Origin of the sequence: Inhella proteolytica (assembly GCF_016093275.1) — a bacterium.
In the GTDB taxonomy this organism is placed as follows: domain Bacteria; phylum Pseudomonadota; class Gammaproteobacteria; order Burkholderiales; family Burkholderiaceae_C; genus Inhella; species Inhella proteolytica.
The window spans coordinates 198,799-216,768 of the sequence record NZ_JAEDAK010000004.1; the positions used below are offsets into that span (position 1 = coordinate 198,799).

A 17,970-nucleotide genomic window follows, 5' to 3' on the forward strand; every position below is an offset into this window, starting at 1 on the left:
TTTGATCAGTCGATCACCCGCAGCAGCAGCCGCGCGGCATCCAGCGTGAACTCGCCGCGCGCAATGCCGGCGCGCACCTCGTCGGGCGTCCACAGGGCGAAGGCCCTGACCTCGCCGTCCTGGTTCTGCGGCACCCGGCCCGGCGGCACGGTGACTTGGGCCGTCAGCAGGCGCTCCTGCAGATAGCCCAGGCCCTGCGCGTCGGACACCGGGCGGCGGCTGAACAGTTCGGGGCCGACGCGCACGGGGCCCAGCTCGGCCAGTTGCAGGCCGGCTTCTTCCCAGGTCTCGCGCACCAGCGCCTCGCGCGGGCGCTCGGCGGCGCTGACCATGCCGCCCACCAGGGTGTCCCACAGGTTGGGGTCCTCGGCCTTGCTGGCGGCGCGCTGCTGCAGCCACAGTCGGCCGTCGGGGCTCCAGCCGATCAGGTGCACGGCCAGCGTGGGCACGCCCAGCACGCGCGCGCAGCCGCGCTCGATGGCCACGGGGCCGGCCGGATGGGCCACGCGCACGGCCTCGTCGCGCCAGCGCCCGGACAGGCCCAGGGCGCGCAGGCGTGCGGCCAGCTCGGTCAGATGGGCGGCGGGGTCGGGCGCGGCGGGCTGCAGCACCAGGCCGCTGGCAGCCAGCTGCTCCAGCACCACAGGCGGAGCGCTGCCCCAGGGGGTTTCGGCGCCGGCCCAGTGCAGCGGGCTGCGCGCCTGGGCGGGCGCCTGGTCGGCGCGGGCATCGAGTTCCTTCAGCATGGCGTGCATCTTCGCCGCCACGGCGCAGCCTCTGCGGGTTGCCACCAGCAGCCATGACGAAAGCCATGGTTCATGCTGGGCGCGTCATCACCTTGGGAGGACCCACCATGCAATTCGCTTCCAAACCGCACGCCAGCAGCTCGCGCCTGAGCGGCCTGGGTTTCGTCATCGTGCTGCACCTGCTGATGATCTGGGCCTTGGCCAACGGCCTGGTGCAGAGGATCGTCAAGCCGGCTCCGCACGAAACCGAGGTCACCGTGGTGCCGCAGAAGGAGCTCCCCAAGGAACTGCCCAAGCCGGTGGTGCGCGAGTTCGAGCCGCCCAAGGCGCCCCTGCCCTGGATGCCGCCGACCGAGCCCTTCGAAGTCTCCGCCCCACAGGACAAGGCGATCAGCACCAACCCCGCCGCCGAACCGCCCGCCCCCAGCGGGCCGACGACGGGCACCACGCAGGCGGCGGCCGAACCTACCCTGCCGGCCACCGCGCCGGTCGCCCAATCCGCCAGCATGCTCTGCCCGCAGATGGGCCGCCCCGAGCTGCCGGCGCTGGGCGTCGAGGGTCTGGCCAGCTTCCGCGTGCTGGGCACGGTGCGCAACGGCCGGGTGGTGGCGGTGGAGCTGACGGCGCTGCGCGCCCTGAGCGACCGCCGTGCCATGCGCCAGCTGGCCCAGGTGCTGGAGCGCACGGTGCGCGAGACCTACCAGTGCGGCAGCAGCAACGGTCAGTTCACGCAGGACTTCGATTTCCGCATCGACTGACGGGGCACGCAGACCCAGCAAAAGGGCCACCTTGGGGTGGCCCTTTTGCTTGCAGACGCGGTGGGTTCAGGGCGGCACACCCAGCCGGGTCCCGCATGACGGGACCCGTCCTTCGGTCCGATCTCAGCCGCGTCGCCCGCGCCCACCCGTCGGCGCCGCCGCCACCAGCGGCTTGCCGCTCAGCACCGCCTCGATGTGCAGGCTCCAGGCCCGCGCGATCTTGAAGCAGCCGCTGTGGTTCAGATGGATCTCGTTGTGCCAGTCGCCGCTGATGCCGCTGCTTCCCAAGGCCGCCGGGGCGATCGGCACCTGGGTCGAATCGAACACATGCAGCTGCGGGTAGCCGTCCTTGTCGGCCGCGCAGGCCTTCAGCAGGGTGGCCAGCTTGGAGAGCATCAAGCGGCTCATGGCGGCCCAATCCGCCTGCGGAATGGCATAGGCCTTCAATGCCGGGTAGAGCCAGGGGCCGGACGCGTCCTCGGCTCCCGCGGGGCGGGGCGTGGGCACGGCATAGCAGTGCATGAAGATGGGCTTGCCCTTGTTCGGGCCGTCGTCGCGCAGGCTCAGCACATGCTTGAGATTGGCGCGCAGGTACTCGCAGTAGGTGGCCCAGCCCTCTTCCGAGAAGTAGCGGCTCACGCCGGCGCTGGGGGGGCCCCATTCGGTCTGCTTGCGCAGCAGGCGCAGCGTCAGCGGGGTGATCTCGCCGCTGGGCAGGCTGGCCGGCACCTGGGCCGCAGCCACCAGGTCGTTGCCGCCCACGCTGAGCAGCACGCCATCCCAAACCACCTCGCCGTCGAGCAGGCGCACGAAGTCGGGCGCACCTTCCAGATCCACCATGCGGCGCAGTGCGTTGTGGTGGCCCGCGCAGCTCACCGCCAGCGTGGGCTGGCTGAACACCAGCTCCTCGAGCAGATTGGCGTGGGCATCGACGCGCTGGGCGGCGAAGGAGAACCAGGAATCTCCATGCGCCAGCAGCTTCCAGCGGAAGTTGGACAGCTCGCTGCGACGCTTGAACTCGTCGGGCGTCAGGCAGACCAGGTGTTCGAACCGAGACTCCATCGGGCGCTCCCCCATTGACCCCAGGCAGGGCGGCGCGATTGTGGGGCCAAAAGAAGGGGGGTAAAGATCACCCGGGTGCGGGGCTTCCCGTAGTGGCTACCATCCCAGCCCACAAGGGAGAAGAGACACGATGCACGCACCGCGCCGCTACTGGCTGGGCTGCGCCGCCTCATGGGGCCTGGCGGGCCGTGCCCTGAGCGCTTCCACCGAGCCCCCGGTGCAGCTGCACGTGGTGGGCAGCGAGGACCCACCCTTTCGCATCTTCGAAGGCGGCCGGGCCCGCGGCCTGTATTTCGACCTGCTGCGCGCCGCCGCGGAACGCGCCGGCTGGGTGCTGACGATCGAGGCCGTGCCGCCGGCGCGCGCCCTGCAGATGCTGGAGCGCGGCGCTGCCGACGCCATGGTGGGCCCGCTGCGCACGCCCGAGCGCGAACGCTTCCTGCACTACAGCCGCATCACCCTGCCGCCCGAGGACAAGGCCTTCTACACACGCCGCAATGCCGCGCCGCTGGACAGCCTGGACGACCTGCAGGGCCTCCTGATCGGCGTGCAGCGCGGCAAGCGCTACGGCCGCAGCTTCGACGAGGACCGCCAGCTGCGCCGCGTCGAGGTCTCCGAGTACCGCAGCGCGCTCACCATGGTGGAGCTGAACCGCCTGGACGTGGCCGTGGTGCCGGAACGCCAGGGTGACCGCATCGTCGGCACGCTGGGCCTCAAGCTCGTCAAGCAGCCGCTGCGCCTGCCCGGCGAGACGCCCTACCTGGTGCTGTCGCGCCAGTCGCGCTGGGTGAGCCGCCTGCCCGAACTGGAGCGCGCCTTCGACCAGCTGCACCGCGACGGCAGCTGGGCCGAGATCCTGCAGCGGTACTAGGGCCTGTTCACACTACACGAAGCCACCGCGTTGCCATCCAGAAAGGGCGCCAACGAGGCGCGAAACGAAGCCGGGGTAGGCCCCCGGCGAGGCTTCGCAACGAAGTGGGCACCCTTTCTGGTGGCAACCCGGAGGGAATGGGGCTATCCGGCCGCCATGCGTCGTTGCAGCGCTTGCCCAGACGCGAGTCTGGGCATCGCACTGCGCCTAACCTGGCGGCCGGATCGCCCCATTCGCGGGGCCTCGCGTAGTGTGAACAGGCCCTAGCATCAATGCCCCCAACCGGAGCCCACCATGAGCAGCATCTACGAATTCCAGGCCACCTCCATCCAGGGCAAGCCGGTGGCGCTGAAGGACTACAAGGGCCGCGTGCTGCTGATCGTCAACACCGCCAGCGCCTGCGGATTCACGCCCCAGTTCGGCGGGCTGGAACAGCTCTGGAAGGACTACGAGGCGCGTGGCCTGGTGGTGCTGGGCTTCCCCAGCAACGAGTTCGGCGGCCAGGACCCGGGTTCGAACGACGAGATCGCCAGCTTCTGCCAGATGAACTACGGCGTCAGCTTCCCGATGATGGCCAAGGTGGAGGTGAACGGCGGCAACGCCCACCCGCTCTGGCAATGGCTGAAGAAGGAAAAGAAAGGCCTGCTGGGCACCGAGGGCATCAAGTGGAACTTCACGAAGTTCCTGATCGGCCGTGACGGCACGGTGCTGGAGCGCTACGCCCCCACCGACACCCCCGAGAAGCTGCGCGCCGACATCGAAAAGGCCCTCGCCGCCTGATGCGCGTCACCGTCTGCCTGCCCGAAGGGACCAGCCGCTGGGCTGCCGAGCTGCAGCAGGCGCTGGGGCCGGGCGCCACGGTCGAGCCCTGGCAAGCCGGCCAGGCCCCGGCCGATTACGCCGTGCTGTGGAAGCCGCCGGCCGAGTTCCTGTCCGCACAGCCGCGGCTCAAGGCCCTGTTCGCCGCCGGTGCCGGGGTGGACGCCCTGCGCACCCTGCCCCTGCCCGCCGGCGTGCCCCTGGTGCGCCTGGAAGACGCCGGCATGGGCGTGCAGATGGCCGAGTACGTGCTGCACGCGCTCTTGCGCTGGTACCGCGGTTTTGACCGCTACGCCAACCAGGCCGCTGCGGCCGCCTGGTGGCCGCAGCCGCCGCAGCGCAAGGCCGACTGGACCGTGGGCTTGCTCGGCTACGGCCAGCTGGCGCAGCCGGTGGCGCAGGCGCTGCGCGGCCTGGGCTTTCCGGTGCAGGCCTGGGCGCGCAGCGCGCGCGCGGCCGACCTGCCCCTGTTCGCCGGCCCGGAGGGCCTGGCGCCCTTCCTGCGCAGCAGCCGCGTGCTGGTGGCCCTGCTGCCGCTGACGGAGGCCACGCGCGGCTTGATCAACACCGAGCTGCTGAACCAATTGCCCGATCAGGCCTATCTGATCAACGTGGCGCGTGGTGGCCTGGTGGTGGAGGCCGACCTGCTGGCCGCGCTGGACAGCGGCCATCTGGCCGGCGCGGCGCTGGACGTGTGCACGCCCGAGCCCGCCCCGCCCAACCACCCCTTCTGGCGCCACCCGCGCATCCAGCTCACGCCTCACATCGCGGCGGCCACCTTGCGCGAGGAAGCGGTGGCGCAGATCGCCGCCAAGATCCGCGCGCTCGAAGCGGGCCAGCCCATCAGCGGCGTGGTGGGCGCGGACGGTTACTGAATCAACAGGCAGCCGTAGCGGCTGCGCAGGCCCTGCGCACGCAGCCACTCATTGGCCGTCTGCCGCGTCACCCCCGCCAGCGCCGCCAGTTCGGCCTGCGTGGCGCGCACCCGCAGGCCCTCGGCACAGGGTTCGCCGCGTTCGCGCTGCAGCTGCTCCAGCGCCAGCCTCAGGCGCTCGGGCGCGCGGCGGTGGCGGGCGGCTTCCAGCTGGTGCAGGGTGCCGTCGAAGCGGCGTGCGAACTCGGCCAGCAGCGCACGGGCAAAGCCAGGGTGCTCGTCCATCAAGAGCCGGTAGGCCGCCGCACCGATCACCAGCACCCGGCTGGGGCGTGCGGCCACCGCCTCGTAGCGGCTGGGCAGCCCGGCCACGAAGGCGCCCAGGCCGAACAGCAGCGGCGGCTGCACATGCTCCAGCACCGAAACCTGGCCGTCCGGCGCGGTGAAGCGGCTCTCGATCTCGCCGCTCAGCAGCGCATAGAAGGCCTGCACCGGCGTGCCCTGCGCGAACAGGGTGCGGCCCGCGCGCAGGCTGCGCAGCGCCAGCAGTGGCGCCAGCTGCGCCTGGGGCTGCAGCTGCAGGCGGGGGAAGTTGCCCTGCAGCACCTGCTGCAAGGCCTCCAGCACGTCGATCTGTGTCGGCATGCCGACATTTTCGGGTGCCGGCCGCCGCGCACACTGCGGCCATGCACCTGCTGACCCCCGAAGCCTGGGCCGCGCACTACCGCCAGTTCGCCGCCGTCGATTGCCCCAACCAGCCCAGCTATGTGGCGATCTGCCACGCGGTGGCGGCGGACCCCGAACTGCTCGCCCTGCACGCGCCCATTCCGCCCGAGCAGGCGCGCGCCAATCTCTTTCTGGCCGCCGTGCACGAACGCCTGCTGGCCGGTGTGGCGCACCCGCTGGCGGCCTACTTCCCCAGCCTGGGCGGCCGGCGCGCGCCCGACGCCGAGCTGCCCGCGTTGCTGCGCGACTTCGTGCTCGGCCCCGAGCGGCCGCGCATCGAGGCCCATCTGCGCCAGCGCGCCACGCAGACCAACGAGGCCGGCCGCAGCGCCATGCTGCGCCTGGCCCTGGATGCCCTCGGCGACGAGCAGCCGCGCCTGGCCCTGTTCGAGGTGGGCGCCAGCGCCGGCCTGAACCTGGGGGTGGACGAGGACCGCATCGACTACGGCGCCTTCCAGCGCGGCCCGGGAACGCGCCTGCAACTGCGCTGCGAGTGGCTGGACGGCACACCCCCACCCGCCAGCCCCTGGCAGCTGGTGGCGCGCGCCGGCATGGACCTGGCGCCCGTGGACGCGCACGACCCGGTGGCCCGCCGCTGGCTCGAAGCCTGCGTGTGGGCAGACGACGTGGCACGCCTGCAGCGCCTGCGCCAGGCCCTGGCCTGGGCGCAAGCGCGCGGGCCGCGCATCCAGGCCCATGCGGACGGCCTGCAGGCCCTGGACGACTGGCGCGCCGCGTTGCCGACCGGCGTGCAGCCGGTGCTGCTGACCAGCTGGGTGCTGGGCTATCTGCAGCCCGAAGCGCGCCAGCGCTTCCATGCCGAGACCCTGCGCCGCGTGCGCGAGCAGGGCCTGGCCTGGATCTGCGCCGAAGCCCCGGCCCACCACCCGATGCCGGCTCCGACTGCCCCGCCCAGCCCCGACGGCCAGTCCCCCATGCTGCTGAGCTTGCACACCCACGCCGGCAGCCGGCCCCTGCTGTGGAGCCATCCACACGGCAACTGGGCACGCGCAGCCTGAAGCCCGGGCGGGGCGATGCTGCCGCCAGCCGACCCGCTGCCAAACCGGCATAGCGCGCTTGGGCAGGCACGAAGCGCGGAGCGGCCGGACATCGGGATAATCCCGGACTCCTTCCAGCCCTGCTACCGCCATGTTTGCGCACATCCCTCCCTACGCCGGCGACCCCATCCTCAGCCTGAACGAGGCCTTCCAGAAGGACCCCCGTCAAGGCAAGGTCAACCTCTCGATCGGCATCTACTTCGACGAGAACGGCAAGATTCCGGCGCTGGAATCGGTGCGCAAGGCCGAGCATCTGGTGGTCAACGCCGCCGGCGCCCGCCCCTACCTGCCGATGGAGGGCGCGGCCAATTTCCGCAGCGCCGTGCAGACCTTGCTGTTCGGCGATCACCCCGCGCTGAAGGCCGGTCGCATCGCCACCATCCAGGGCGTCGGCAGCTCGGGCGGCCTGAAGGTCGCGGCCGATTTCATCAAGGCCCATTTCCCGGCCTCCAAGATCTACCTGAGCAGCCCCACCTGGGACAACCACCGCGCGGTGTTCGAGGGCTCGGGCGTCGAAACCACCACCTACCCCTACTACCAGGACGGCCAGGTCGACTTCGCCGGCATGCTGGACGCGCTGCGCCAGGCCCCGGCCCGCTCGGTGGTGCTGCTGCACGCCTGCTGCCACAACCCCACCGGCGTGGACCTGAGCGCTGCGCAATGGACCGAACTCGTCAAGCTGCTCAACGAGCGCGAGCTGCTGCCCTTCCTGGACCTGGCCTATCAGGGCTATGGCGACGGCCTCGATGAAGACCTGTTCGCGGTGCGCGAGCTGCTGAACGCCGGCGGCCCCTTCCTGCTGGCCAACAGCTTCAGCAAGAACATGAGCGTGTACGGCGAGCGCTGCGGCGCGCTCAGCGTCGTCTGTCCCACCGCCGAGCAGGCCGAGAAGGTGCTGGGCCAGCTCAAGTTCATGATCCGCCGCAACTACAGCAACCCGCCCACGTTCGGCGGCCAAGTGGTGGCCACGGTGCTGAACACCCCCGAGCTGAACCAGATGTGGCGCAACGAGGTGGATGCCATGCGCACCCGCATCAAAGCCATGCGCAAGGCCTTGCACGAGGTGCTGAGCGCCAAGGTGCCGGGCCGCAACTTCGACTACTTCCTGACCCAGCGCGGCATGTTCAGCTACACCGGCCTGAGTGGCGAGCAGGTGGATGCGCTGAAGGACACGCACGGCGTGTACCTGGTGCGCAGCGGCCGCATGTGCGTGGCGGGCCTGAACAGCAAGAACGTCGAAGTGGTGGCCAACGCCATGGCCGCGGTGCTGGCCTGAGCAGCCCCAGAATCCAGCGTCATCCCCCGGGAGGGTTGTGATGGCGCTGGATGGCAAGGACCTGAACCTGGTGCTCGCGCTGGTGCGCGGGCGCAGCCTGCCCGAGGCGGCGCAACGCCTCGGCATGGACCCCTCCTCCGTCTACCGCGGGCTCAAGCGCATTGAAAAGAACCTGGGCCGCACGCTGTTCGAGCGCAGCGCCCAAGGCATGGCACCGGGCGAGCTGGCGCTGCAGCTGGCCGAGCGCGCTGCCGCCATCGAGGCCGAGCTGCAGGCCGCCGCCGAGCTGCTCCAAGCGGAAGGCGCGGCCCTCACCGGCACGCTGCGCATCGCCACCAACGAGCTGCTGCTGCACGGCCTGCTGCTGCCCCTGCTGCCGGCCTTTCAGGCCCTGCACCCGCGGCTGGAGATCGAGCTGCTGAGCGGGGCCGGCCTGGTGCGCCTGGACCGCCGCGAGGCCGACGTGGCCCTGCGCGGCACCGACCGGCCGCCCGAGCACCTGGTGGGCGCGCGGCTGGGGCGCCTGCACGTGGCGCTCTGGGCCCACCCGGATTACCTGGCCCGCCTGCCCACCGGCACGCCCATCGAGGCGATGCAATGGGCCACGCCGGACGCCGACCCCGAGCTGGCCGACTACCCCTCCAAGCGCTGGCGCCAAGCGCGCTGGCCCGGCCTGCGGCCGCAGCTGCGCTGCGACAGCCTGCTGGCCACCCTGGGCGCCGTGGCCCAGGGCGCGGCTGTCGCCGTGGCACCCTATCTGCTGGCGCCGCCGCAGTGGGTGAACCTGAGCGGGCGGGTGGACGAGGCCGGCTCGGACTGCTGGCTGCTGACCCACCCCGACCTGCGCGCGCGCCGCCGTGTGCAGGCTCTGTTCGCCTTCCTGCGTGAGAAAGCGCCCGCGCGGCTGGCGGCGGGCGCCTAGTCGAGCGTCACCAGCACCTTGCCCAGGCGCTCGCCCGCGGCCAGGGTGGCGAAGGCCTGCGGCAGTTCGGCGAAACCGTAGCGGGCGGCAATGGTGGGGCGCAGGCCGCGCTGCTGCACGAAGCGCAGCAGATCGGCCAGCATGCGCCGGCTGCCCACCAGCACGCCCTGCAGGCGCAGCGCGCCGTCGATCAGGGCGTCGGCATCCACCGCGCCGCCCCAGCCGCTGGTGCCGCCCACCACCGCCACCGTGCCGGCGGGGCGGGTCGCGCGCATCGATTCGGCCAGCGTGGCCTGGCCGCTGGTCTCGATGACGCGGTCGACACCCTGGCCGCCGTTGAGCTCGCGCACCTTGGCGGCCCAGCCGGCTTCGTCGCGGCCGATCCGCAGCGTCGCCGCCGCGCCCAGGGCCTGGGCCTGCGCCAGGCGCTCGGGCCGGCTGGAGCTGACGATGGCGCGCAGCCCGGCCGCCACGGCCAGCTGCAGCGCCCAGGTGGCCACGCCGCCGGTGCCGAGGATCAGCACCGCCTCGCCCGGCCGCCAGGGGCCGACCTCGAACAGCGCGTGCCAGGCGGTAACGCCCGCGGTGGGCAGGCTGGCGGCCGTTTCAAAGTCCATGTCCTCGGGCAGGTGCAGCAGGCCTTCGGCGGGCAGGAGCACGGCTTGAGCCAGCAGGCCAGGGCCACGGCCACCCAGGGCCAGGCGGGTGGCCGTCGGGTTGGGCGGGCCGTCCTGCCAATGCGGGAAGAAGCTGGCCAGCACGCGGTCGCCCGGGCGCAGCGTGCTCACGCCTTCGCCCACGGCCAGCACCTCGCCGGCGCCGTCCGAACCCGGCTGGGCCGCGCCCTCGCCGGGTGCATCGGCCATCCAGGCGTCGCGGGCATTCAGGGCGGCCACGCGCGGGCGCAGCAGCACCTCGCCCCGGCCGGGGGCGTGGACTTCGCGCGCCACCTGGCGCAGGCCGGCCAGGCCCAGGCCGCGTGGCAGCTCCCAGGCGTTCACGGTCAGCGGGAAATGGGGCGTCATGGTGGTCTCCTGTGCAAGCGGCGATGCGCCACTGTTGCAGCGGCAGCTCGGCGGCGGAATGGGCGTGCGCGCCGGCGGCAGTTGCAGGCACGCCTAGGGATAAACCCGTGAATCCCGGCATTCGGCAGCCTGCGTAGTAAGTTCGCCGCCGCCTCTTCGACCACAGGTGGCGCCGCCTGGTGGGAGCCTCCCGCTACGGCGTTTCTTCTACCCACAAGGAGTGCGAGAGATGCAAACCAAGATGAAGTCGGGCGTTGCCCTGGCCGCCGCCGCAGCCGCCCTGTTTGCCGCCGGTACCTTCAGCACCGCCGCCAGCGCGGCCGAGGACGCCAAGGTCAAGTGTTCGGGCGTCAACAGCTGCAAGGGCTCGAGCGAATGCAAGACGGCCAAGAGCGGCTGCAAGGGCCAGAACAGCTGCAAGGGCCAGGGCTGGGTGCACAAGAAGAGCGCCGAGGAGTGCACCAAGGCCGGCGGGAAAGTGGAGAAGTAACCCCCCGAAGCGGCCCAATGGGCCAGCCAAGGCCAGAGGCCTTGGCCTTTGGTAGGCACAGCCAGCCCACAGGGCTGTCTGTGTCCGACCTCAGCCCCCCAGGGGGCGCCGCGAGTGGCCCGGCGAAGCCGGTTCCACCGCGGCCGCTTGGGTTTCGAGCATTTGCCGAAAGATTGAATGAACGTCCCTGTGAACGGCTTCGGCCTTGGTGCGCGCGTCGAGCATTACGAGGATCTGAAGCGCGCGGCCGATGAGGGCTGGGGGAACCGGCCGGAATGGCTGGAGTTCATCAGCGAGAACTTCATGGTCGGGGGCGGGGCGCCGCTGGTGCATCTGGACGCGCTGCGCGCGCGCTACCCGGCGGTGCTGCATGGCGTCAGCCTGAACCTGGGTTCGACCGACCCGCTGCGCGCCGACTATCTCGGCGCACTGGCCGCCCTGGTCGAGCGCGTGCAGCCGGCCTGGGTCAGCGACCACCTGTGCTGGACCGGCACGGCCCACGGCCAGTTGCACGACCTGCTGCCGCTGCCCTATGCGCAGGCCACGCTGGCCCATCTGTGCGGGCGCATCCAGCAGGTGCAGGAGCGCCTGCGCCGGCCGCTGGTGATCGAGAACGTCAGCAGCTATGTGCAGTTCGCGGCCGATGAAATGGGCGAGGCCGAGTTCATCGCCGCGCTGGTGCGGCGCAGCGGCTGCCAGCTGCTGCTGGACGTGAACAACATCTATGTCAGCCACCGCAACCACGGCTTTGATGCGCGCGGCTTCATCGACGCGATTCCGGCCGCCGCGGTGGTGCAGATCCATCTGGCCGGGCATGAGGACGAGGGCGGCTTGGTGATCGACACGCACGACCACCCGATCCGCGCCGAGGTCTGGGCGCTGTACGCCTACGCGCTGCAGCGCCTGGGCGCGCGGCCCACGATGATCGAGCGCGACGACCACATCCCCCCGCTGCCCGAGCTGCTGGCCGAGCTGGACCAGGCGCGCGCCGTGGCGCGGGCGGTGCTGGCATGAAGACGCTGGCGCAGATCCAGGCCACGCTGCAGCACGCGGTGCGCGCCGGCGAGCCGGCCCCGGACGGCCTGCTGCGCGGCAGCGCGCAGGGCCTGGCCATCTACCAGCACGCCTACCGCGCCCGCCTGCGCGAGGCCCTGGCCGACAACCACCCGGCCCTGGCCCAGGCTGTGGGCGACAAAGGCTTCGCCGCGCTGGCCGCGGCCTATCTGGAGGCCGAGCCGCCGACCGAACCCTCGATCCGCTGGTACGGCCACCGGCTGGCGGCCTTCATGGACGGCTGGGCCGAGCTGCCGCACCCGGCGCTGGCCGATCTGGCGCGCTTGGACTGGGCCTTGCGCCAGGCCTTTGACGCCGCCGCGCACCCGCTGCTGGGCCCGTCCGAGCTGGCCGCGCTGCGCCCCGATGAATGGGCCGACCTGCGGCTGCGCCTGCAGCCCTCGGTCCAGCGGCTGGATCTGCATTGGGCCGTGGGCCCGGCCTGGCATGCATTGAACGCGGCACGCGCGGCCGGCCAGGAGGCCGAACTGTCTGAGCCGCAGGCCCGGGCTCACAGCCTGCTGGTGTGGCGCAGCGGCCTGCAGCCGCACTGGCGCAGCCTGGCCGAGGACGAAGCCGCGGCGCTGCAGGCCCTGCTCCAGGAACCGGCGCTGGCCGATTGGCTGGCCGCCCAGGGCGAAGCCGCACTGCCGCAGGCCGTGGGCTGGCTGCAGGCCTGGAGCGCGGAAGGCTTGCTCGCCGTGGCTTGAGCGGGGTCAAACCGGCGCTGCGGCGGACTTGATGGCGCGCAAACCCGGCGCGGCCGCACGGGCCGAGCATGGAGGCATTCCAACCCGGAGGCTTTCATGTCCCTGTTCCACGCCGTTCTTTGGCTCGACCACCACGAAGCCAAGCTGCTGCAGTTCGATGCCGACCATGTCGAGGCCGAGCGCCTGCGCGCGCACAGCCACCACACCAAGCAGCATGGCAGCGCGGTGCGCAGCGAGCACGAGTTCTTTGCCGAGGTCTGCGCCGCCCTGCAGGGCATCACCGAGGTGCTGGTGACCGGCTCGCGCACCGCGCAGTCGGACTTCCGCCATTACCTGGAAAAGCACCGCCCGCAGCAGGTGGGGCAGGTGGTGGGCTATGAGTCGGTGGACCAGCTCAGCGACAAGCAGCTGGTGGCGCTGGCGCGCCAGTACTTCGTCAAGCACGACCGCATGAACGGCGTGCCCACTCCCACCTGATCAGCGCGCGAGCAGTTCCACGGCCTGGGCGCGCACCGCGGCGCGCGCCGGCCACACCTGGCCGGGCCCCTGCACGATGTGCACCGTGGGGCCCCAGGCGCGCCACAGCGCGGGGTCGGTAGGGCCTAGCACCGACAGCAGCGGTGCTTCCACCGCCGCGGCCAGATGGCCGGGGCCGGTGTCGTTGCTGACCAGCAGCGCCGCGCGCTGCAGCAGCGCCGCCAGCACACCCAGGTTCACGCGCTCCAGGCACAGGGCCTGGGGGTACTGCGTGCGCGCTTCCTCTTCCTCGCCCGGGCCGGGGCAGATCAACACCGGCAGGCCCAGGCCCTGCAGCTCATCGGCCGCAAAGGCCGGGAAGTCCGGCCAGACCTTGTTCTGGCCCGCGAAGGTGCCACCGGCAAAGGGGCAGATGACGATGAAGCCGCCGGCCGGCAGCCCATGCTGCGCGCACAGGGCCTCGGCGGCCTCGTGGTGGCGCGGCGCCACCTGCAGGCCCAGGCGTTCGGGCAGCGGCGCGTCCTGGCCCAGCAGGGCGCTGGCCAGGTGCCAGTACACCTCCAGCTCGTGCCGATCGGGCCGCGGCACCGAACGGCCGAGCAGCCAGCCGCGCGCCTCACGGTTGTGGCCGATGGCGCGCAGACCGGCCAGGCGCATGTCCAGTGCGCTGCCGAAGGAATAGGGGAAGGCGACGGCGTTGATGCGGCCGTCAAAGCCCGGGTCGCGCTGGCGCAGCTCGTGGCGCAGGCGGCGCAGCAGGGCCACACGCTCGCGCAGGCTCTTGGGCTGCTTGTGCACCGGCCAGCCATGGCCTGCCAGCAGCTCGGCGGCCCAGGGCTTGCCCACCAGATGCAGCTCGTAGCCGGCCGCCTGCAGGCGCTCCAGCGCGGGCAGGCCCAGCAGCACATCGCCCACCCAGTTGCGCAGGCGCACGATCAAGGGGCGGGGAGTCGACATTCAGGCCAGTACCGCGGTTCGAGACAATGCAAGGCGCGCGATTCTGGCACCCCGCCCCTGAAAGACTTCCTCTGATGACGCTCCCGACCTCCGCCGAGATCCTGACCCTACACGACGAGGCCCTGGCCCGCGCCGACTGGCCCGCCCATGCAGGCCCCGAGCTGACGGACCCGCTGCTGCACTGGATCCGCACCAACCACCGCTTCAACTGCCTGCTCTGGGCCGAAGAAGACCTGGCGCGCCGCACCCAGGTGGCGGAGGCCGAGATCGCCGCCAACAAGCGCGCCATCGACGGCTTCAACCAGGCCCGCAACGACGCCACCGAGCGCGTGGACGAACTGCTGCTCTTGGCCCTGGGCCTGGTGGACCCGGCCACGGTGGGCAGCGACACCCCGCGCAGCCAGGTACCCGCGGGCGCACGCCTGAACAGCGAGACCGCCGGCAGCATGCTGGACCGGCTGTCCATCATGGCCCTGAAGTGCCGCGCCATGCGCCAGCAGACCGAGCGCCAGGACGTGGACGCGGCCCACCGCGCCAGCTGCAGCGCCCGCCTGGCGCGCCTGGAAGAACAGCGCCAGGACCTGGCCGCTTGCTTCGACGCCCTGCTGGCCGACGCCCAGGCCGGCCGCGCCTACTTCAAGGTCTACCGCCAGTTCAAGATGTACAACGACGCGCGCTTCAACCCGGCGCTCGTGGCGGAAGCTCAGACGAAATAGCCGAGGTCCCGCTGGCTGAACGCGGCGATGTTCGGCACCACCAGCGGCAGGTCGCTGGCACTGACGCCCAGCCAGCTCGCCAGCGTGCCGGCCAGCTGATCGACCGAGGTCGAGGGCAGCAGTCGGCCCTGGCCCACGTCGTCCGGCCCGTTCACCGCCACCGCCGGGGCCGTACCGAAGTAGCGCCCGCCCTTGACGGCGCCGCCGAGCACGAAGTGGTGGCCGCCCCAGCCGTGGTCGGAGCCATCGCCGTTGATGGAAAGCGTGCGGCCGAAGTCCGAAGCGGTGAAGGCCGTGACCTGGTTGGCCACACCGAGCTCCTGCATCGCCGCCTGGAAGCTCACCAGGCCATTGGCCACCTGGGCGAGCAGGCCGGGGTGGTTCTCGCTCAGGTTGTCGTGCAGGTCGAAGCCGCCCAGCGAAACCATGAAGACCTGGCGCGAGACCCCGAAGCTGGAGCGTGCGGCAATCATGCGCGCCACCATCTTCAGCTGGTTCGAGAGCGAGCTGTTGGCATCGAACTGCGTGGCCAACTCGGGCAGGCCGGCCAGCGCGCTCGTCACTTGGGCCTCGGCGTCGATCGAGCGCTTGGTGACCTTGCTGTACTCGGCCTCGAAGAGATGGCTGCTCTGCGCGGTGATCAGGCTGCGCAGGGCGGACTGCGCGGTGCTGGAGCCGAACAGGCTGCGCGCGATGCCGTTGATGGCCACCGCGCCATTCGTGCCCATCTGGTACTGCACCGCCTGCTGACCGCTCAGGAAGACCGAGTTGCCGGTGACGGAGATGCAGCTGAACACCGAGCCGCCATTGCCGCTGAGCATCAGGTCGCCGATGCGCCCGCCCCAGCCGGAGAGCGCGCCCTCGGGCAGGTCGGATTGCCAGATCGACTGCTGGTCGTTGTGCGAAAACAGCTTGGGCGGCAGCGGCACCGAGCGGGCGTTGTACTGCGCCAGGGTGGTGGGCTGCAGCAGCGGGCCGACGTTCAGCTGCGCGGCCAGGCGGCCCTGGTCCCACAGGGTTTTGAGCGGCGCGAGCGAGGGGTGCAGGGCCAGCTGCATGCCGCCGGGTAGGGCGCTGGCCGGCGTCAAGGTGGTGGGGGCCAGCTCGGCCTGCGGCACGGCCAGGTTGCTGCGGATGCCGGCGTACTTGGCGTAGTTCGTGCTGTCGGCCGGGATCAGGGTGTTGCCATGGTCGTTGCCGCCGTACAGGAACACGCAGACCAAGGCCTTGTAGTCGTTCGGGTTGGTGGCCGCGGCGGCCTCGCCGATCAGCGAGAGGTTCAGCGCCCAAGGGGCGGCGGCGCCGGCCACGCCGGTGAGGGCGGCACGGCGCAGGAAGGCGCGGCGCGCCAGGTCGATGGAGTTGCTCATGGCCGGCTCCTTATTTCTGAATCAGATAGTCGAGGCTGGCCATGACGAGCATGACGGCGGCGTAGACGCGGTTGGCCTTGCCGGTGTCGGTGCTGGCCGAGATGCTGTTCACCGCGTTCAGGATGGTGCTGCGCGTACCGGCGGTGAGTTGGCCGGCGCAGAGCAGCAGGTTCAGCCGGTCCAGCAGGGCATTGGCATCGCTGGCCAGCGCGAGCTCGCTCACATAGTTGGGCTTCACATCTCGGTGGCCGCTGCCCACCATGGTCTGCAGCGCATTCAGATAACCGGCCACGCTGGTTTCGTTGGTGAGCTGGAACTCCGGCGCCACCAGGCCGGCCGTGGCCACCGCCGTGCCGGCCGGCACATAGCCGGGGCGGAAGTAGTTGAAGACCGAGGGGCTGCGCAGGGGGCTCTGGCCGAGCGAACGCGAAGGGTCCGAGGTGTTGCCCAGATCCCAGTTGCCGCTGGTGGAGCTGGCCTTGAAGCTGCGCGCCCATTGGATGGCACGCAGCATGGGCTCGCGCTGCTTGCCCCAGCCGGGGTCGATGAGCTTGGCGGGGTCGCGCGCCTCGTCGTCCAGCAGCAGGGCGCGCAGGGTGGCACCCAGATCGCCGCGCACGCCGCTGCCGTTGTTGTTGAACACGGCCGCCACTCGCGCCACATAGGCGGGGCTGGGGTTGCTCGTGACGAAGCGCTGGATCAGCTGCTTGGCCAGGAAGGGGCCGACGTTGGGATGCGCGGCGATGGCATCCAGCGCCTGCGTGAGCGCCGTGCGGCCCGGGGTGCCGGCGGCCACGGTGGTGCCCAAGAAGCTGGCAGCGAGCGTGCTGTGCAACGATTCCGTCAGCACCATGGGCTTGCGCGCGAACTCTGGGCTGGTGTCGCCGCGCGGCAGGTCCAGGTTCCAGCCGGTGAACACGCGCGCCAGCTGGGTCACCATGTCCTGCGTGTAGGTCTCGATGGGCTGGCCCTGGGCATTGAGCTTGGGCGTGCCGTCCAGGTTCAGCTCGTACAGGCCGATGGAGAACAGCTGCAGCACCTCGCGGGCGTAGTTCTCGTCGGGCAGTCGGCCGGTGGCGGCGTTCTCCTTCTGGTTGCCGGCGGTGTTGAGGTAGCGGCCCATCGCGGCGTTCAGCGTCACCGCCTCCAGCAGGCTGCGGTAGTTGCCAAAGGCGTTCGTGGCCAGCAGGTCCCACCAGGCGGCGAGCTGGAACTGCTTCCAGGGGCCGGTGACGCCGTCAAAGCCCACCACCAGGATCTCGGAAAGCGCCAGCGCCATGCGCTGGCGCAAGCCATCGGGGGCGGTCATCAGGCGCTGCCAGATCTGCGAGTCCACCCCAGTGGCGATGTTGCGGTCGCCCTGGTCGATGCCCTTGCCGAGGAGCCAGCTCCAGTTGCTGGCGGAGGGCACCTTGGCCATCTCGGTCGTCAGCCAGGCGGCGTATCCGGTGGCGCGCAGGGTGGCGATGTCGGCTTCCGTGTAGCCCAGCGTGGCCTGGGCCAGAAAGCGCGCGGCGTCGAAGTCCGAATAGGGTGCCGTGCTGGCGAACACGCGGGCGCCAAAGTCGCTCAGCGCGCCCACATCACCCAGCCCCCCACCGGACACCGGTCCGAGGATGTAGACGCGCCCGCCCTTCACACCCAAATAGTTCTGCGTGCTGGCGTAGTAGCGGTAGGTGTAGCCGTCCCAGCTTAGGTCGGCCTGGTGCGGCGGGAAGAAGCCACCGTAGACGCGCTCGGCCCAGTCCATCAGCTGGGTGGCCGTGGGGGTGGGCGGGGTGCTGGCCGCGGCCGCCCCACCGCCGCTGAAGCTGCCCTCGCCGGTGACGGGGGCGCCCAGGATCTGGCGGCGGTCTTGCGCCTGCGCGGTGTTCAGCAGTTCGGCGGGGGGCTCGGTCTCGCTGCCGCCGCCGCAAGCGCTCAGCAGGGCGGCCGCTGTGGCGGCGCCCAGCCAGGGCGTGGGCGCCACCGGGGCTTGGGGCACAAGGGTTTGGGGGGCGGACGGTGGGGCGTCCGTGAGCAGGTTGTGGTCCATGAGGCCTCCGGGCGAGGAGACCTCA

Annotated in this window: 19 protein-coding genes; 12 read left to right on the top strand and 7 right to left on the bottom strand. The window is 71.3% G+C overall.

Annotation, left to right across the window (positions count from 1 at the left end; genetic code table 11):
• Positions 1 to 5: 5 nt before the first annotated feature.
• Positions 6 to 746 (bottom strand): NUDIX hydrolase, encoded by a 741-nt coding sequence (locus I7X39_RS07770; RefSeq protein WP_232351808.1) that lies wholly within the window; start codon positions 744 to 746, stop codon positions 6 to 8.
• Between the two features lie 107 nt (positions 747 to 853).
• Here I7X39_RS07770 and I7X39_RS07775 point away from each other — a divergent pair, with 107 nt between their 5' ends.
• Positions 854 to 1,504: a hypothetical protein gene (locus I7X39_RS07775; protein WP_198110410.1), complete on the top strand. Its 651-nt coding sequence runs from the start codon at positions 854 to 856 to the stop codon at positions 1,502 to 1,504.
• A 123-nt stretch (positions 1,505 to 1,627) separates the two neighbouring features.
• Here the strand turns inward: I7X39_RS07775 and I7X39_RS07780 are convergent, their stop codons facing one another.
• Positions 1,628 to 2,566 carry a hypothetical protein gene (locus I7X39_RS07780; protein WP_198110411.1) on the bottom strand — a complete coding sequence of 313 codons (939 nt, stop codon included), beginning with the start codon at positions 2,564 to 2,566 and terminating at the stop codon, positions 1,628 to 1,630.
• Between the two features lie 130 nt (positions 2,567 to 2,696).
• Here I7X39_RS07780 and I7X39_RS07785 point away from each other — a divergent pair, with 130 nt between their 5' ends.
• The 3 genes from I7X39_RS07785 (at position 2,697) to I7X39_RS07795 (ending at position 5,131) form a co-directional block, all read left to right on the top strand.
• The gene (locus tag I7X39_RS07785; RefSeq protein ID WP_198110412.1) at positions 2,697 to 3,437 is read left to right on the top strand and encodes a substrate-binding periplasmic protein; all 741 of its coding nucleotides are present in this window, start codon (positions 2,697 to 2,699) and stop codon (positions 3,435 to 3,437) included.
• Positions 3,438 to 3,731: 294 nt separating this feature from the next.
• Positions 3,732 to 4,217 (top strand): glutathione peroxidase, encoded by a 486-nt coding sequence (locus I7X39_RS07790; protein ID WP_198110413.1) that lies wholly within the window; start codon positions 3,732 to 3,734, stop codon positions 4,215 to 4,217.
• Positions 4,217 to 5,131, top strand: coding sequence for a 2-hydroxyacid dehydrogenase (locus tag I7X39_RS07795; RefSeq protein WP_198110414.1), 915 nt, complete (start codon positions 4,217 to 4,219; stop codon positions 5,129 to 5,131). Before I7X39_RS07790 ends, I7X39_RS07795 begins: the two co-directional genes overlap by 1 nt.
• Here I7X39_RS07795 and I7X39_RS07800 read toward each other — a convergent pair.
• Positions 5,125 to 5,775 (bottom strand): Crp/Fnr family transcriptional regulator, encoded by a 651-nt coding sequence (locus I7X39_RS07800; RefSeq protein WP_198110415.1) that lies wholly within the window; start codon positions 5,773 to 5,775, stop codon positions 5,125 to 5,127. The two genes, I7X39_RS07795 and I7X39_RS07800, sit on opposite strands and share 7 nt — an antisense overlap.
• A gap of 41 nt (positions 5,776 to 5,816) precedes the next feature.
• Between I7X39_RS07800 and I7X39_RS07805 the strand changes: the two genes are divergently transcribed.
• From I7X39_RS07805 to I7X39_RS07815, 3 genes are all read left to right on the top strand, one after another.
• Complete coding sequence (locus I7X39_RS07805; protein ID WP_198110416.1) at positions 5,817 to 6,875, top strand: DUF2332 domain-containing protein; 1,059 nt, start codon at positions 5,817 to 5,819, stop codon at positions 6,873 to 6,875.
• A gap of 130 nt (positions 6,876 to 7,005) precedes the next feature.
• On the top strand, positions 7,006 to 8,190 hold the full coding sequence (locus I7X39_RS07810; protein WP_198110417.1) for an amino acid aminotransferase: 1,185 nt from the start codon (positions 7,006 to 7,008) through the stop codon (positions 8,188 to 8,190).
• Between the two features lie 40 nt (positions 8,191 to 8,230).
• Entirely contained in the window at positions 8,231 to 9,112 is an 882-nt protein-coding gene (locus tag I7X39_RS07815; RefSeq protein ID WP_198110418.1) for a LysR family transcriptional regulator, read from the top strand.
• Here the strand turns inward: I7X39_RS07815 and I7X39_RS07820 are convergent.
• Entirely contained in the window at positions 9,109 to 10,137 is a 1,029-nt protein-coding gene (locus tag I7X39_RS07820) for a zinc-dependent alcohol dehydrogenase family protein (protein WP_198110419.1), read from the bottom strand. The two genes, I7X39_RS07815 and I7X39_RS07820, sit on opposite strands and share 4 nt — an antisense overlap.
• Before the next feature lie 229 nt (positions 10,138 to 10,366).
• Between I7X39_RS07820 and bufA2 the strand changes: the two genes are divergently transcribed.
• The 4 genes from bufA2 to I7X39_RS07840 all read left to right on the top strand — a co-directional run bounded on the left by bufA2 (position 10,367) and on the right by I7X39_RS07840 (position 12,867).
• Positions 10,367 to 10,627 (top strand): BufA2 family periplasmic bufferin-type metallophore, encoded by a 261-nt coding sequence (gene bufA2 / locus I7X39_RS07825; protein WP_198110420.1) that lies wholly within the window; start codon positions 10,367 to 10,369, stop codon positions 10,625 to 10,627.
• A gap of 177 nt (positions 10,628 to 10,804) precedes the next feature.
• Complete coding sequence (bufB, locus tag I7X39_RS07830; protein ID WP_198110421.1) at positions 10,805 to 11,641, top strand: MNIO family bufferin maturase; 837 nt, start codon at positions 10,805 to 10,807, stop codon at positions 11,639 to 11,641.
• Positions 11,638 to 12,390 (top strand): HvfC/BufC N-terminal domain-containing protein, encoded by a 753-nt coding sequence (locus tag I7X39_RS07835; protein WP_198110422.1) that lies wholly within the window; start codon positions 11,638 to 11,640, stop codon positions 12,388 to 12,390. The genes bufB and I7X39_RS07835 overlap by 4 nt, the downstream gene beginning before the upstream one ends.
• Positions 12,391 to 12,486: 96 nt before the next feature.
• Positions 12,487 to 12,867: a hypothetical protein gene (locus I7X39_RS07840; protein WP_198110423.1), complete on the top strand. Its 381-nt coding sequence runs from the start codon at positions 12,487 to 12,489 to the stop codon at positions 12,865 to 12,867.
• Here I7X39_RS07840 and I7X39_RS07845 read toward each other — a convergent pair whose 3' ends face one another.
• Positions 12,868 to 13,824, bottom strand: coding sequence for a glycosyltransferase family 9 protein (locus tag I7X39_RS07845; protein WP_198110424.1), 957 nt, complete (start codon positions 13,822 to 13,824; stop codon positions 12,868 to 12,870). It lies immediately after the preceding gene.
• Between the two features lie 74 nt (positions 13,825 to 13,898).
• Between I7X39_RS07845 and I7X39_RS07850 the strand changes: the two genes are divergently transcribed.
• Positions 13,899 to 14,540: a DUF4254 domain-containing protein gene (locus I7X39_RS07850; protein WP_198110425.1), complete on the top strand. Its 642-nt coding sequence runs from the start codon at positions 13,899 to 13,901 to the stop codon at positions 14,538 to 14,540.
• Here I7X39_RS07850 and I7X39_RS07855 read toward each other — a convergent pair.
• Both I7X39_RS07855 and I7X39_RS07860 read right to left on the bottom strand, forming a co-directional pair.
• Positions 14,528 to 15,910, bottom strand: a complete 1,383-nt coding sequence (locus I7X39_RS07855; RefSeq protein WP_198110426.1) for a DUF1501 domain-containing protein — start codon at positions 15,908 to 15,910, stop codon at positions 14,528 to 14,530. The two genes, I7X39_RS07850 and I7X39_RS07855, sit on opposite strands and share 13 nt — an antisense overlap.
• A 10-nt stretch (positions 15,911 to 15,920) precedes the next feature.
• Positions 15,921 to 17,945 carry a DUF1800 domain-containing protein gene (locus I7X39_RS07860; RefSeq protein WP_232351809.1) on the bottom strand — a complete coding sequence of 675 codons (2,025 nt, stop codon included), beginning with the start codon at positions 17,943 to 17,945 and terminating at the stop codon, positions 15,921 to 15,923.
• Between the last annotated feature and the right edge of the window lie 25 nt (positions 17,946 to 17,970).

Coding starts and splice junctions, on each gene's coding strand:
- I7X39_RS07770 (WP_232351808.1), bottom strand. CDS start 746: ATGCTGAAGGAACTCGATGCCCGCGCCGACCAGGCGCCCGCCCAGGCG.
- I7X39_RS07775 (WP_198110410.1), top strand. CDS start 854: ATGCAATTCGCTTCCAAACCGCACGCCAGCAGCTCGCGCCTGAGCGGC.
- I7X39_RS07780 (WP_198110411.1), bottom strand. CDS start 2,566: ATGGAGTCTCGGTTCGAACACCTGGTCTGCCTGACGCCCGACGAGTTC.
- I7X39_RS07785 (WP_198110412.1), top strand. CDS start 2,697: ATGCACGCACCGCGCCGCTACTGGCTGGGCTGCGCCGCCTCATGGGGC.
- I7X39_RS07790 (WP_198110413.1), top strand. CDS start 3,732: ATGAGCAGCATCTACGAATTCCAGGCCACCTCCATCCAGGGCAAGCCG.
- I7X39_RS07795 (WP_198110414.1), top strand. CDS start 4,217: ATGCGCGTCACCGTCTGCCTGCCCGAAGGGACCAGCCGCTGGGCTGCC.
- I7X39_RS07800 (WP_198110415.1), bottom strand. CDS start 5,775: ATGCCGACACAGATCGACGTGCTGGAGGCCTTGCAGCAGGTGCTGCAG.
- I7X39_RS07805 (WP_198110416.1), top strand. CDS start 5,817: ATGCACCTGCTGACCCCCGAAGCCTGGGCCGCGCACTACCGCCAGTTC.
- I7X39_RS07810 (WP_198110417.1), top strand. CDS start 7,006: ATGTTTGCGCACATCCCTCCCTACGCCGGCGACCCCATCCTCAGCCTG.
- I7X39_RS07815 (WP_198110418.1), top strand. CDS start 8,231: ATGGCGCTGGATGGCAAGGACCTGAACCTGGTGCTCGCGCTGGTGCGC.
- I7X39_RS07820 (WP_198110419.1), bottom strand. CDS start 10,137: ATGACGCCCCATTTCCCGCTGACCGTGAACGCCTGGGAGCTGCCACGC.
- bufA2 (WP_198110420.1), top strand. CDS start 10,367: ATGCAAACCAAGATGAAGTCGGGCGTTGCCCTGGCCGCCGCCGCAGCC.
- bufB (WP_198110421.1), top strand. CDS start 10,805: ATGAACGTCCCTGTGAACGGCTTCGGCCTTGGTGCGCGCGTCGAGCAT.
- I7X39_RS07835 (WP_198110422.1), top strand. CDS start 11,638: ATGAAGACGCTGGCGCAGATCCAGGCCACGCTGCAGCACGCGGTGCGC.
- I7X39_RS07840 (WP_198110423.1), top strand. CDS start 12,487: ATGTCCCTGTTCCACGCCGTTCTTTGGCTCGACCACCACGAAGCCAAG.
- I7X39_RS07845 (WP_198110424.1), bottom strand. CDS start 13,824: ATGTCGACTCCCCGCCCCTTGATCGTGCGCCTGCGCAACTGGGTGGGC.
- I7X39_RS07850 (WP_198110425.1), top strand. CDS start 13,899: ATGACGCTCCCGACCTCCGCCGAGATCCTGACCCTACACGACGAGGCC.
- I7X39_RS07855 (WP_198110426.1), bottom strand. CDS start 15,910: ATGAGCAACTCCATCGACCTGGCGCGCCGCGCCTTCCTGCGCCGTGCC.
- I7X39_RS07860 (WP_232351809.1), bottom strand. CDS start 17,945: ATGGACCACAACCTGCTCACGGACGCCCCACCGTCCGCCCCCCAAACC.